The 14,120-nt window shown below is 26.1% G+C and carries 11 protein-coding genes, 4 tRNA genes and 1 other RNA gene; 12 read left to right on the top strand and 4 right to left on the bottom strand.

Annotated features, from left to right (window positions below):
- Position 1: 1 nt before the first annotated feature.
- Together F0310_RS02210 and F0310_RS02215 are read right to left on the bottom strand one after the other, a co-directional pair.
- Positions 2 to 535 carry a chromate transporter gene (locus F0310_RS02210; protein WP_182117332.1) on the bottom strand — a complete coding sequence of 178 codons (534 nt, stop codon included), beginning with the start codon at positions 533 to 535 and terminating at the stop codon, positions 2 to 4.
- Complete coding sequence (locus tag F0310_RS02215) at positions 532 to 1,125, bottom strand: chromate transporter (protein WP_182117333.1); 594 nt, start codon at positions 1,123 to 1,125, stop codon at positions 532 to 534. The genes F0310_RS02210 and F0310_RS02215 overlap by 4 nt, the downstream gene beginning before the upstream one ends.
- A gap of 142 nt (positions 1,126 to 1,267) precedes the next feature.
- On the opposite strand from F0310_RS02215, the gene F0310_RS02220 reads away from it, so the two are divergent.
- Positions 1,268 to 2,134, top strand: a complete 867-nt coding sequence (locus tag F0310_RS02220) for a mechanosensitive ion channel family protein (protein WP_182117334.1) — start codon at positions 1,268 to 1,270, stop codon at positions 2,132 to 2,134.
- Here the strand turns inward: F0310_RS02220 and F0310_RS02225 are convergent.
- The gene (locus tag F0310_RS02225; RefSeq protein WP_182117335.1) at positions 2,118 to 3,281 is read right to left on the bottom strand and encodes a glycosyltransferase; all 1,164 of its coding nucleotides are present in this window, start codon (positions 3,279 to 3,281) and stop codon (positions 2,118 to 2,120) included. The two genes, F0310_RS02220 and F0310_RS02225, sit on opposite strands and share 17 nt — an antisense overlap.
- Positions 3,282 to 3,338: 57 nt before the next feature.
- Between F0310_RS02225 and holA the strand changes: the two genes are divergently transcribed.
- Positions 3,339 to 4,316, top strand: coding sequence for a DNA polymerase III subunit delta (gene holA, locus F0310_RS02230; RefSeq protein ID WP_182117336.1), 978 nt, complete (start codon positions 3,339 to 3,341; stop codon positions 4,314 to 4,316).
- A 752-nt stretch (positions 4,317 to 5,068) separates the two neighbouring features.
- Here holA and uvrC read toward each other — a convergent pair.
- Complete coding sequence (gene uvrC / locus F0310_RS02235; RefSeq protein WP_182117337.1) at positions 5,069 to 6,868, bottom strand: excinuclease ABC subunit UvrC; 1,800 nt, start codon at positions 6,866 to 6,868, stop codon at positions 5,069 to 5,071.
- A gap of 114 nt (positions 6,869 to 6,982) precedes the next feature.
- Between uvrC and F0310_RS02240 the strand changes: the two genes are divergently transcribed.
- The 10 genes from F0310_RS02240 to recR all read left to right on the top strand — a co-directional run bounded on the left by F0310_RS02240 (position 6,983) and on the right by recR (position 13,932).
- Complete coding sequence (locus F0310_RS02240) at positions 6,983 to 8,506, top strand: fibronectin type III domain-containing protein (RefSeq protein ID WP_182117338.1); 1,524 nt, start codon at positions 6,983 to 6,985, stop codon at positions 8,504 to 8,506.
- Complete coding sequence (locus F0310_RS02245) at positions 8,499 to 9,812, top strand: tetratricopeptide repeat protein (RefSeq protein WP_182117339.1); 1,314 nt, start codon at positions 8,499 to 8,501, stop codon at positions 9,810 to 9,812. Before F0310_RS02240 ends, F0310_RS02245 begins: the two co-directional genes overlap by 8 nt.
- A 67-nt stretch (positions 9,813 to 9,879) precedes the next feature.
- Positions 9,880 to 9,969, top strand: a tRNA-Ser gene (locus tag F0310_RS02250).
- Positions 9,970 to 10,038: 69 nt separating this feature from the next.
- Positions 10,039 to 10,125 (top strand) — tRNA-Ser (locus F0310_RS02255).
- Between the two features lie 851 nt (positions 10,126 to 10,976).
- A tRNA-Arg gene (locus tag F0310_RS02260) sits at positions 10,977 to 11,050 on the top strand.
- A 15-nt stretch (positions 11,051 to 11,065) separates the two neighbouring features.
- Positions 11,066 to 11,151: transfer RNA gene (locus F0310_RS02265), tRNA-Ser, on the top strand.
- A 2-nt stretch (positions 11,152 to 11,153) separates the two neighbouring features.
- Positions 11,154 to 11,251, top strand: an RNA gene (ffs, locus tag F0310_RS02270) — signal recognition particle sRNA small type.
- Between the two features lie 164 nt (positions 11,252 to 11,415).
- Positions 11,416 to 13,041, top strand: a complete 1,626-nt coding sequence (dnaX, locus tag F0310_RS02275; RefSeq protein WP_182117340.1) for a DNA polymerase III subunit gamma/tau — start codon at positions 11,416 to 11,418, stop codon at positions 13,039 to 13,041.
- Positions 13,042 to 13,044: 3 nt separating this feature from the next.
- Positions 13,045 to 13,344: a YbaB/EbfC family nucleoid-associated protein gene (locus tag F0310_RS02280; protein ID WP_182117341.1), complete on the top strand. Its 300-nt coding sequence runs from the start codon at positions 13,045 to 13,047 to the stop codon at positions 13,342 to 13,344.
- Between the two features lie 3 nt (positions 13,345 to 13,347).
- Positions 13,348 to 13,932 (top strand): recombination mediator RecR, encoded by a 585-nt coding sequence (gene recR, locus F0310_RS02285; protein ID WP_182117342.1) that lies wholly within the window; start codon positions 13,348 to 13,350, stop codon positions 13,930 to 13,932.
- The last annotated feature ends 188 nt before the right edge of the window (positions 13,933 to 14,120 follow it).

Below are 14,120 nucleotides of genomic sequence, written 5' to 3' on the forward strand. Positions count from 1 at the left end.
TTTACATGAAAATATACAGTATTCCACTGAAAATTATTAGTATAGCAGGGCTAGTTTTTTTGTAAAGTAATAAAATAATTAAGTTTAGTGATGCAAGTGAAAAGCTTTTTAAAAGTTCTGTGTTATTAGTGTTTATTTTTAAGAATATACTTTTAACTAAAATAAATATAGTAATTAACCATAATGCTATAATCACAGGTTTTAAGTTTTCCAAATAATATTTTAGGAAATTGATCTTATGTAGAACTAGTGTTATAAGAGTAATAATTAGTAGAGGTGCAGTAATTAAAGCTATCGTAGAAATGATGGCTCCACTAACCCCGGAAATTTTTGCACCAACATAAGTTGCTATATTAGTAGCAATGGGACCTGGTGTAATTCTGGATATTGTAATAATATTAATAAATTCTTGCTTTGTTATCCATTGTTTATTATCAATTATTTCTTTATTAATTATTGCTGTAATTCCATTACCCCCGCCGAAATTTAGAATTCCTATTTTAAAGAATGTGATAAATAAATCTATAAGATTCAAATTTGTGCCTTTTTATTGACATTATCATCATATCTTTTTTTTATTGTATATTTTGCAAAATAAATTAATAAAAATATTAGTAGTATATATGTTAGGTCTAGATGATAATTGTATATTATATATGCCACTGCTAAACATATGGACCATTTTGATATTGATTTATTTATCATTTTTCTTGAGAATTCAAGTATAACCATTGACATTATCATAGTAGATGATATTTTTGCACCTTCAAGAAATTTTTTAAAATAAATATTATTTGAATCTAACTTTATATAAAATGCTAGTGTTGTAATTACAACTATGGAGGGTAATATACCAGCAATGGTTAATAAAATTGCTCCTTTAAATCCTTTAAGTTTTTTACCAATTAAGAATGCAAAATTGATAGCCGTCACGCCAGGAACTAGGTTGGACGAGGCAAGAATGTCATTGAAGTCTTTTTCAGAAATTAGGTTTTTGTTATTCACAATTGTTTTTCTAAGTTCAGATATTATTAATAGTCCTCCGCCAATAGTGAATATTGCTATTTTGAGTACAAGGTAGAATAAATTAAATAATCCGTATGATTCTTCTTTTAGTTTGTTCATATATTCCTTAGTTTAGGTTTAATAGATAGAACTTAAACATAATTATATCATGTTAGATATAGATTTTTTAATTTAAGTGTTTTATTAGTGGTTAATGATATAAGATTCATTTTATATTTTTTATGTTATAATTTGATAGCTTATGAGTGATCAGTCAATAACCTCAAATGTATTTAAAGAGATATTTATCTTTCAAAATTATTTTAATAAAATGCTTGAAACGATAATAAGTTATGGTTTTAAAATTCTTATAGCTGTTTTTGTATGGTATTTTTTAAGAATTTTGATTAATAAATTGAGTAAGTTATTTTTTAAGACTTTGGAAAAATCAAAGTTAGAAACAAAATTAGATTTTACTATTTTGAACTTTTTAAAGTCATTTTTTAGAGTAATGGTAGATATGGTTTTAGTTTTGATAATTTTGCCTTATCTTGGTGTTTCAACAACTTCTATTTTTGCTATATTTGGGTCTTTAAGCATTGCAATTGGACTTGCTGCTCAAGGTATTTTATCTAATTTTGTTAGTGGTTTAATAATTCTAAACTCTAATTTTTTTAAAATCGGTGACTACATTAGATGTGATGATGTTGAAGGACAGGTAGATGATGTTCAAATATTCTTTACTACACTTAAGACTGTAGACGGTAAGGTTGTAAGGCTTCCAAATATTAAATTTACAAATATATCAGTTATTAATTTTTCTGCAAATCCTAAAAGAAGAATTGCTTTTAACTTTCAAGTGCCTTATGATACAGATATTAATCTTCTTAAGGATAAGATAGAAAAATTAGCTTTTTCATTTAATAGAGAACAACATGGAATTGAAAGTCCTAGTACCATTGTAGACAGTTATACTCCTTATTACATAATTATTCAAGTAAGATGCTTTGTAAATACGGAGTTTTTTTGGGATTTTCAATATTTCATATCTGAGAATATTAAATTTGTTCTAGACGATATGGGAATAAAATTTCCTATTCATATTATTGATTTTAATAAATTATGTTAGAGGTTTTCTGTTTAATTATTTGAGAATAATATTCTTCAATTTTTTCTATGAAAAATAAACTTGAAAAAATAAGAGAGTTGTCTTCTGTGTTTTTTTTAAAAGTTTTTAGTTTTTCATCATTTTCTATTATTTTATTAATATATTTATGTATGTCTTCATATTTTTCTATTAAAAAACCATTTTTTCCTTGAGAGATTACATCTTTATATATTATATCGTTAATGAGCACGGCAGGTATTCCAGCAGTTAAAGCTTCAATTACTGTCATTGGATATACTTCACTCATTGATAGGCTTGCAAATACATCAGAGATTTTGTAATAGTAATACATTTCTTCCCATGGAATTGTTCCAATGAGTATTATTTGTTTTTCAAGTCCAAAATTTTTCCGAAATCTTTTTATTGCATTTTCTTCTTTTCCTTTTCCTATAAGAATTAATTTATAATTTTTATTTTCAATTAAAAACTTTTTTAAGTGTTTTAGTAGTAAGTGTATATTCTTCTCTTTATTTAACCTGCCAACAAATACTATCACTTTATCATTTAAGCTTATCCCATGTTTTTTTAGAATTTCTTCTTTTTTTATTTTGTTTAAATGTTTTATGAAGAGTTTTCTGTCAATTCCATTTGGGATTATTTTGTAATCAGAATGATTTGCTAGTTGAAAATATTTATCTCTTGCCTTAATTGATGGATATATAAAATGATGTATTTGATTGTAAAATTTTTTCATTAATTTATCTGGTTTGGTTAAATATTTAAAAATTCCTAAATAGTGCAGATAATAATCCCACATTGTATGATTTGTATGAACAATTGGAATATTGTATTCTAAAGCCAGCTTTTTTCCAATCTTACCCATAGTGAATTCAGAGTGTGTGTGAATTATGTCAGGTTGATATTCACTTATAATTTTTTTTATTCTTAATTTATTTGGAAAAGCTATTCTAGCATCTACCTTGTGACTCAGTTTTATTGATAAATATCGGTAAACATTACTTTCTTTCAAGGAATCTTTTTTAGAACTTGGACAAAAAATATAAACAATATGACCTTTTTTTTCAAATCCTTCTTTAATTTGCTTTATTGATGTCGCTACTCCATTTTTATCGGGAAGATACGTGTCTGTGAATATTGCAATCTTCATATTTTTACCTAACAGTTAAATTATAATATATTTAGCATTTGAATTATAATATTTTATATGCAGGAAGTTTACTTACTATTAGGTAAAGAGCAAGGATTAAAGGAAGCTTATTTGAAAGACATTTTAAGTAAGTTTAGTGATTTGTTGGTTAATAAAATTTTTTTATCTGATTTGTCATCAGTAGAGCTTTCTGAGTTACTATTAACAAACTCTTTTTTTTATAAAAAAGAGGCTTTTATTATTTATGAAGCTGAAAATTTAAAAAACAAAAAGGATTTAGAATTAATTTATAGTACTATTTCTAAGTCTTTAAATAAGATTGTTATTCTTGTTTCTAGTGAAAATTCAATTAGCTTTGATCCTAAGGATTCTTTGAAGTTAATTAAGAAAATTTTTTATGAGTTGTCTGATTCTGCTAAGTTTTCATTTGTAAAGAAAAGTTTTTTTGAGCTTGGTACAAAAATTACGGATAAGGCCATAAGTTTAATGCTTTTTATGTTAGATTCAGATACTAAAATTTTAAAATTTTATATAGATTCCCTTTCTCTTCTTGCTAAAAATAAAACTATTGATGAACATGATATAAATTCTTGGATTGGTTATGTGAGACCTGAAAATTCTTTTTCTTTATTTGAATCAATTTTAAAAAGAGATATGGAAAGTTCTTTGGTTAGAATTAAATCTATTTTAGACCATGGAGAGGATTTTATTAGCGTATTAATGAGTCTTGTTTGGCATTTTAAAAAGCTTTTAAAAATAAAAATGGATTTTCAAAATTCTGGTAATATTTCGGTTGTATTTAAAAAATATAAAATATTTTTCTCATTAGAGAGTATTTATAAGGTAGGACTTAAAAATTATTCATGTTTTGATATTAAATTCATTTTAAAAATATTTCATAAGTTTGACTTGTATTCAAGAATTTATGGTAAAAATTTACATTTAAATTTAGCATATTTTATGATATTTATACTACTCAGGCAGGAGGAAACTATTCTTAATAATTTTTCTTGTAAATTTAATTATAATTTTTAAATTAATAGAATTTTTAGTATAAAGAATATGATTTGATTTTTATAAGGAGCAGCAAGTTTTTTACTTTATTCTTGTTTTTTAATGTTTCTTTTATATCAGATAATAATGCTGTTAATGCTATATTAGCAGAATTTTAAATTCTGTTAAAGATTTGTAAAATAATCCTGAGAAATTTTATGGATTTCTCAGGATTTCTAGTGATAATGATATGATTTCAAGAATCTCTGATCTTAGGATAGAAGCTGAAGATGTTTTACTTTTTATCTCATCATTTTTAATTATATACAATATGTAATTCAATAAAACTATTGCTGAAGATGTTTTTAAATTTGAGGTTGATATTAGATATTAGAAATATTAAATTTAAAAGTTATATATAAAAAGTTTTAGATAGATTTAAAAAAGTTGAGAATATAAGAAATCATTTAAAAAATGAGCGTAAGAGTTTATTGGATAAGATAATAAATGAAGTTATAAATAGCTTGGGGGGCAAATTGGATTATGTTTCAGTTTTATATGTGTTTAGTTTCATAAAAACATATTTTGGTGAGTATAAGAATTATTAAATAATATTTCAAATATGTCTGAGAGAAATAGGTTGCTTGATTAGTTTTATTAAAATTATCTTCTTGGATGGATGGTCAAAATTCTTTAGTTAATCATAATAAAGCTAACTTAAAAAACTTAGAGTATGAATATTATATTAATTGCTTTAGTAAGATTAGTATGTGGGTATATAAAAACAATTTGTTTTATGGATTCATATTTTTAAAATGCTTCTTTTCTGAAAATTTTTTTATTTTTTTTGCAAGATTAATGTTAATACTCATCTTTTCAGCTATTTCATTTTCATTTAAAGTTAATATATTTTCATATGTTCCTAGTGTTTTTAAGATATTTTTTGCAAGTTTGTTACCGATCCCCTCTAAGTCGCCATAGTTTAGTTTTATTTTTCTGTGTAGTTTACTGTTAAACCCATTCGCTCGTCTATGTGCTTCATTTCTAACATTTTGCAATATTTTAAGAGCAGGATTTCCTTCTACAAGATTAATACCTTGTGCCTTATTTGGCAAGAATATTGTTTCTTTTTTTTTTGCTAGAGCGCAAATAGCAATCTTATCTTCAATTTTTAATCTTTTTAAAATAGAATAAGCAGCGTTTAATTGGCCTTTTCCTCCATCGATTAAAATTAAATCAGGTAGTTCTAAGTTTTCATTTATTAATTTTGAATATCTCCTTGATATAACTTCTTTTATTGCCTTAAAATCGTCAATTTCTCCATTATTTAATGAATTTATTTTATAAATTCTATATCCGTTTTTAAAGGGTTTTCCCATTTTGAAGGTAATTAAAGACGCTACTGTTTTGTATCCATTAATATGGGAAATGTCAAATCCTTCAATTACTTTTGGAAGTTTTTTCATATTAATAACAATTCTTAGACTTTCTAGTGTTTTATGCCTTTCATTAACATATTCTCTTAATGCGATTTCTGCATTAGAAATTGCCATTTCCATTATTTTTATGTTGTTTTGAGATTCTTCATAAATTATTTCAGGTTTTATGTGCTTAAGTTCATTTATTAATTTAGCAATGTTCTCAGTTTCAATATTTTTAAAAATGTATATCTTGTCAGGTACTATCATATTAATAGCTGTATAGTATTGGATTAAAAATTCTGCTACTAATTCATCCTCTTCATATATGCTCTCATCAAAATGGATATCTTTTTCTACTAATTTTCCTTTTCTATATTTAAATATTACAATAACATTGAATATATCTGATTTGTATACGTATATGTAGTCAGTACTCATCTTATTGATTTTTATAATTATTTGAGTTTGATTTATCTCTATTAATGATTTTTTAGTTTCTTTTAATTTTATTGCTTGTTCAAAGTTCTCTTTTTTAATTACTTCTTTCATTTTTCTTTCAATTTCATCTAAAAGTTCAGATATGTTTCCATTTAGTATTAGTCTTATTTTGTCTATTTCCTTTTTGTATTCTTCTTCAAGGTCATCTCTGTAACATACTCCAAGACACTGTCCCATGTGAAAGTAAAGACATGGAGTGTTTGAACTTTTTTTGCATTTTCTGGTTTTAAATGTTTTGTTAATAAGATCTAATATTAGATCTAAGTTTTTTGCGTTAACATATGGTCCATAATATTCACTTCCGTCATTTATTATTTTTCTAGTTTTAAAGACTCTTGGATATTTCTCACGAGTTATTTTTATCATAGGATATCCCTTGTCATCTTTTAGTTTAATATTGTAGTCTGGTTTATGTTCTTTTATTAAGTTGCATTCTAAAAGTAAGGCTTCATATTCACTGTTTGTAGTAATTATTTCTATGTTTTCTACATTTCTCATTAACATTTTTGTTCTGTGTCCAATTCTTTCTAGAAAATAGCTTTTTAGTCTTGCTCTTAAATTTTTTGCTTTTCCAATGTATAATATTTTATTAGATGTAGAATACATCTTATAACATCCACTAGTTGTTGGAAAGTCTTGTACTTTTTTGTATAAATACTGTAAACGTCCTATCATATTTTTCTATTATTACCTTTTGGAATAATATTTTTATTTTTATGATATAATATTGTATCATAAAAATAATTATTAAGTGCTTTGTTTTTTTGTTTGAAAAATTGAAGGTTTGTAATGAAATTTATTTTTACGTTTTTGTTATTTTTTTTATGTGTTTATTATGTTTTTTCTCAAGAACTTAAGTTGATTCTAGATTCCAAAGATGGATTTAAGTTTATTCAGGAATGTCATAATATTAGCTTTGAAAAGGATAATAGAGGCATTCTTGGAATTTATTTAGATAGGCATAAGGGTGTACTAGATATTAATAATATTGATTTGAGATTAGAAATTGAGAAGGATAATCTTCTTAAAGATACTTCTTTAAATTATTTTGTTGATTCAGAAAATGTGAAAATTTCGAATTCTTTTCATAATATTTCAGGTAATTCTTTAATTTTTTATTCAAGTAGAAATACTATTAAGCTTAAGCCACTAACAAAGAAGGCTTTTTTTTATTCAGGCAATGTAATATCTGATTTTACTATTCAATTTTGGTTATATCGTACTACTTCTGTTACTGGAGAGATGATTGTAAGTTGGAATGGATATAAGAATATTAAGGGCTCTTGGTTAGACCAAGCTATTCGGTTGGAGAGTGAGGATGGGGCTTTTGTTTGGCGCTTTAACAACGTTTTTTTGAACGAAGAAGGAATTCCTATTAAGGTTAAAATAAAGAGTGATGATGACTTTATTCCTAAAGAGTGGCATTTGCATACTATAAGATATAAGCAGAAGGAAGGCCTGCTTGAGTATTTAATAGATTCTATTCCACAAGCTGTAGAATATATTACAAATGATAAAAAAGAGGGCGCTGGTTATTTGTTAAACATTGGTAATTTTATTGATTTTACTTTAGGACAATACTTTACGGGAGCTATTGAAAATTTTGAAATTCATAAAAGTTTTGAAGAGGTGAGCAATGCTTTTTTTTCAAGAAATAAGGGATATATTATTACTGAGCCAATAAAGCTATCTAAAGATTATTCTCAAATCCTATCTATTGACTTTGATACTAAAAAGCCTAAAGATACAGATATTATTTATTATTATAGGTTAGATAATAAAGTGTTTTATGGGTCATATGAGAATGGAGAGATAAAAAAGGATTTAACTGGGGATTGGATTCATTTTGATCCTAAAGATGGATTTCCTAATGCTGATAATGTAGCAAAATATATACAAATTAAGGTTGAATTTTATCCAAGCGGTAACCCTATAGATAGTCCATCGCTTTATAATATGATGATTACTTATGTACCTGAGGCTGCTCCCTTTCCGCCTGTTATAACAAAAGCCGTACCAGGTTCAGGAGAAGTATTTGTTGAATGGATACCTGTTGTTAACAGTAGCATTGTTGGTTATTATATTTATATTGGAGTTAGTCCTGGAAATTATCATGGTAAAGCATCTGAAGGTATTATATCATCTCCTATTGATGTAGGTAATAAAACTTCCTTTAAGATTACAGGTCTTGAGGATGGAAGGCTTTATTATATTAGTGTTGCTTCTTATAATTTAGATAAGATTGTAAATGAAGCTTCTTTTTCAAAAGAAATTTCTGTAAGGCCTATGGAGATATTTAAAAAGTATGAATAGTAGTAGTGGGAATTTTGAAAAAGCATTAGAGCTTTATAAGAAGAGTGATTTTAAGAATGCTCTTCTTAATTTAGATGTTTTTGATGATAATTTTGATTCTCTGTCTCTTAAAGCTCTAATTTACTTCAGACTTAAAGATTATAAGGCACTCTTATATGTCCTAAATACTTATCCTATATTAAGTGAATATAGATTTTTAATTAATCTTTTAAATGATAGTAAATTTGAAGGTAAAATAGATAAATTAAGTTATTTTGAAAATTATAATCTTGGTATTTTTTATTTTGGACTTAAAGAATATGAAAATTCTTTAAGTTGTTTTTTAAGGGCTATCGAACAAAATACTAGTCTTGTTCAGGCTGTTAATAATGCTGCGGTTTTACTTGAAATATTAAATAGAAGAGAGGAAGCTAATCATATTCTCATTAAGGCTATTGATATAGATAAAGATAATCCTATTATTAAAATAAATGAATGGCTCTTGAAAAATAATTGTACATTTAATAACGCAAAGCCTTTAGAAATAGATAAAAGTTTTTATAGTGCTAATCTTGCTCTTGTTATTAATTATTTAATGTACTATCTCTATTCTATGGGAGAGATAGGCAATGCGGTTAAACTTTCTGAAAGGTTTTTAACAGATTCTAATTACTCTAAATATATGTGGCATAATAGGGCCACTATTTTGCATAGAATAGGAAATATGACGCAAGCTACTAAATCTTATGTAAAGGCTATTTTAAGTTTGCCTAATGTTTACACAATATACAATATGCATATTGCTACAGTTGAACTTTTAAATTTTTCTCCTAAAAAAGCTATTGAAAGAATGGTCTTAGATTATCCTGATGTGGATTTAATTTGTTTTTATGCTTTTTTGTTTTTTTTAAGAAATCGTGATCTTGAAGATGCATATTTTTATATTAAAAAACTTTGCGAACTTAATCCAGGTACTTATTCTGAATTTTTAAGGTTACTTGAGGCTAGAGAAGATATTTTAATTGAAGAACTTCTAGAAGAGTTTGCAATAGTTTTAAAAGGGAATTGGATATTAGAATATTTATTTTTTATGGATAATTCTTTAAATTTAAAAGATCCTGTATTTTTGATTAATTATGATATTAGGCTTTGTCCTTATATTTGGAAAATTAAAGATGAACATATTGAACTTAAAGTTAGCAATGATGAAGTTTATATTAATAGAGAAATTTTATTAAATGAGCTTAAGAATATTAAAATGGATGTTTCAATTAGAGAGATTAAGGATTTAATTGATGCTTATAGGGACTTTAAGATTCATTGTTAATGCAAATGATTGTATTGTTTATTGACAATGTGATGTGTCTAATATACTATTTACTAGTATGTGACAAGGAGAGATGCCAGAGTGGTCGAATGGGGCTTCCTGCTAAGAAGTTGTTCTTTTAAAAAGAGGACCATGGGTTCGAATCCCATTCTCTCCGTAGAAATTCTAGTTATAATGTTTATCTTGACAAGAATTTCTTTAATTTATTAAAATTGTAGTTATGTTTGGAGAGGTGGCAGAGTGGTTTAATGCTACGGTCTTGAAAACCGTCGTAGGTTTACGCCTACCGTGAGTTCGAATCTCACCCTCTCCGTTTTTAATAATTTTGAGAACTGGTAAAAATAAGCTAGTTCTAGCTATCCTTATCAGCTGAAAGTGTGAGTTCAACTTTTCTATTTGAATGGTTTTTTATTATAGTGAATCATAAAAGAGGTATTATACTATTGCTTTAGAATAATATTTATTTTTGTTAAAAATTTCTTCAAATTTATTTTTAGAAAAGTAATTTCTCATATCAAATTTTATGAATTCTTTAAATTTTTTTTCTCCTGTTCTCTTAATACTTTCAATAAGGACTCTAATTTATGTTTAAAATTAGATCTAAAATTTTTGTTTTTTTGTTTTCCTTAAGATTAAATAGGATGATATTTTATAATTTCATTTGCATATTCTTTTGTTGTCTTACTATGAGTATAGAATAATAGATATGATTTTAAGTTTTGAGTTTGTAAATATTTTAAAATTAAAATAATATAAATATTCATGATTACATTCTTTAAGATTTGTTACTTCTAATTTTTAGTTTTTGTTGTATGTATTGCATTTCTATATAAGATCTTCAAGCTAAGATTCTATTACCGGTACAATGGAATTAGGTATCTATGTGAAAAATATTATTGTTCTAATAAGAGTCGGTTTCTTTTATTATTTTTGTTTTAATATTAAATATTAATGTTAGAAGATTTTGTATTTTTCTTAGATTTTGAGCAAGATATAATTAAAATGAGTATTGCTATAATAATTGGATTTTTATCATTTATTACTCATTTTATAAATGAATTTATTTTGCATTTTTTGGGCTTAAAAGATATTTTGGTTTAACTTTATAAGTTAAATTTATTGTAATAAATGATGTTTTTTATTACAATAAATTTAATATCATTTGTGCCCATAGCTCAGCTGGATAGAGCATTAGATTGCGGTTCTGAAGGTCAGAGGTTCAAATCCTCTTGGGCACGGAATTTGTCAAATTTGGAGAGATGGCCGAGTGGTTGAAGGCGCACGCTTGGAAAGCGTGTTACATCAAGGTGTATCATGGGTTCGAATCCCATTCTCTCCGATTCCTAGGATCCGCACTATTAAGGATTGCCTAATCCCGTCAGGACTGGAAGGTAGCAGCGGTAAGTAATTACTTAGTGAGTGCGTAAGTCTTAGGTTAAATTTTTGTGTATATATGTTTTCTTTTTGGTTAATTTGGTTAACATTTAATTAAGTGTTGGCAGTGTATATTATAATATTTGAAGAGTAGTCTTTTTATATTTGATAATTTTTACAATGTACCATCTAAAGTTTAATTAAAGGTTTTTATTTATGGAGAAGTGAGATGAGATCTTCAAGAGGTACTGCCATTAAGAGGCGTCCTAGGGATTTTAATTCTCTTGAAGGACAGGATTTTGTTGTTGAAACATTAAAACATTCAATAGAAAAAAATAAAATAGCAAATGCTTATATATTTTCAGGTCCAAGGGGGGTGGGTAAGACAACTTCTGCAAGAGCTTTTGCTAGGTGCTTAAATTGTAAATCAGGACCAACTGTCACTCCTTGTGGTGTATGTATCAGTTGTAAATCTATTGACAATGATAATAGCCTTGATGTTATTGAAATAGACGGTGCTTCAAATACTTCTGTACAGGATATTAGGCAAATTAAAGAAGAAATAATGTTTCCTCCTGCTACTTCAAAGTATAGAATTTATATTATTGATGAAGTACATATGCTTTCAAATTCTGCTTTTAATGCGCTTTTAAAGACAGTAGAAGAACCTCCTTCTTATATTGTTTTTATTTTTGCCACTACAGAAGTACATAAACTTCCAGATACAATAAAGAGTAGGTGTCAACATTTTAATTTTAGACTTTTGCCTTTAGATAAGATTTATGAGATGTTAAAGCAAATTTGTCTTGAAGATAATATTAAATATGAGGATGAAGCATTAAAATGGATTTCTTATAAGAGTGGGGGAAGTGTAAGAGATTCTTATACTCTTTTTGATCAAATTGTTTCTTTTAGTAATTCTGATATAAAACTTGAACAAATAAAAACTAAGATGGGATTGGCTAGCGATGAGTTTTTAGAAAAATTAGCATTAAGTATTCTTAATGAAGATTTAAAAGGGTTGATTCATGTCTTAGACGCTTCTTTTTTGACGGGAATTTCGTGTGAACAATTTCTTATTGATGCAATTGAGTTTTTTAGAGAAATTTTATTTTTAAAATTAGATATTAAAAATCTTACTTTTATGGGAGTTAAATCTGAAAGTTTAAGAGAAAAATTATTAAGCTTTGATTTAAGTCATATTGAGAGAAGTATTAGTATTTTACTTGAAACTTATAGGAATTTACAGTTTTCAGTAAATCCTAAATATGAACTTGAAATTAATTTCATTAAAATACTCAGGCTTAAATATTATATTCCAAATCATATTTTAATTGAAAAAATACAAAATATTGAAGATAAGGCATATAGTGAGGCTGGTTTTAATATAGATAATATTGATTTAAACGCAGAATCGGAGAGTATTACTTCAGTGAAGCTTGATTTAGATAGAAGCGAACCTATTCCTTTGAATATAGAATCTGATACTTCTAAAGATTTAGATTCTCATGAAATTGATGAGATTTTTATAGAAACAAAAAATGACTTTAATAAATTAGCAGAGATTGATAAGATTAAGGAAAGATTTATTTATTTTGTATCTAGGTATGTGCAAACCTTGATATATTCTGGAGAGATTTTAATTGAAAATGGCATACTTTATTATAAGGTTTTTAGTATATTTGAGTATAATCAGCTTAAGATTTATCAAAATGAGATAAAAATTGAGTTTTGTAAGGAATTCCCTGAGTTAGAGGTTGTGTTTCAAAGCCATTTTAAGGATAGTGATGATGACTTTGAAAGTGAAGTGATTAAAGTTAAAAATATTTTTGGAGCAATTGAGGTAAAGGAGTAGAATGTGGCAGTAAGTCCTCTAGATTTTTTAAAAAATATGTCAAACCTTAAGGACAATGTTGATAATATCAAAAAGGAGATATCTCAAATTAGTGTTTATGGTAGGGTAGGAAGTGATGTTGTTATTGTTGAAATGAATGGAGAGTTCATTGTTAAAAAGGTTACAGTTAAAGAAGAATTCTTTAATGATCTAGATAATGAAGCACTTGAACATATGCTAAAACTAGCTTTTAATGATGCTATTTCTAAAGTTAAAGAAGAAATAAAGACAAAAGCAATGGGGTCTATCCCATTTGGGATTTAAGAGTTGGTTATAAAAGATTTGATTACTTTAATTTCTAAGTTACCTGGTATAGGCAAAAAGACTGCAGTACGGATGGTTTATGATATATTATCTAACAATGAGGAATATTCAAAAAAACTTGGTGAAAGTTTAATTAACCTTCATTCTAAGATAAAAAAATGTAGGAATTGTTATAACTTTACAGAGATAGAGTTTTGTGATATTTGTACAGATTTAAATAGAAACAAGAATTTAGTTTGTGTTGTGGAAACACCACAAGACTTAGATATTATTGAATCTACTAAAGAGTATGATGGATTTTATTTTGTGTTGCATGGGCATCTTGATCCTTTGAAGGACATTGGTCCTAATAAATTAAATCTTGATAAATTATTAGGATATGTTAGAGACCTTGGAGCTAGAGAAGTAATTGTTGCTACAGAATTTAGCATTGAGGGGGATGTAACTGCCAACTATATTAATAATATTTTAAAGAGTTTAAGTATTAGTGTTACGAGAATAGCTTCTGGACTTCCTGTTGGGGGAAGTATTAGCAGTTCAGATAAAATTACTACTCTTAGAGCTTTTCGTTTAAGGTTTAAGATATAAAATTATTTGGTAATTCTTTATTTAAAAATAAATAATAATTTTTTTAAGAGTTTAATGTTTATTTTATTGTTAAAATATTTTATTAAAATTTAACAAAATATTTTAGTGTATTATTTTCCATTTTATCATATGTATAGTTTTATAGCTCATCCATTCTGAAATAGACATTTATTAATAAAGTTAATTAT

The sequence above is a fragment of the Borrelia sp. A-FGy1 genome (assembly GCF_014084025.1).
In the GTDB taxonomy this organism is placed as follows: domain Bacteria; phylum Spirochaetota; class Spirochaetia; order Borreliales; family Borreliaceae; genus Borrelia.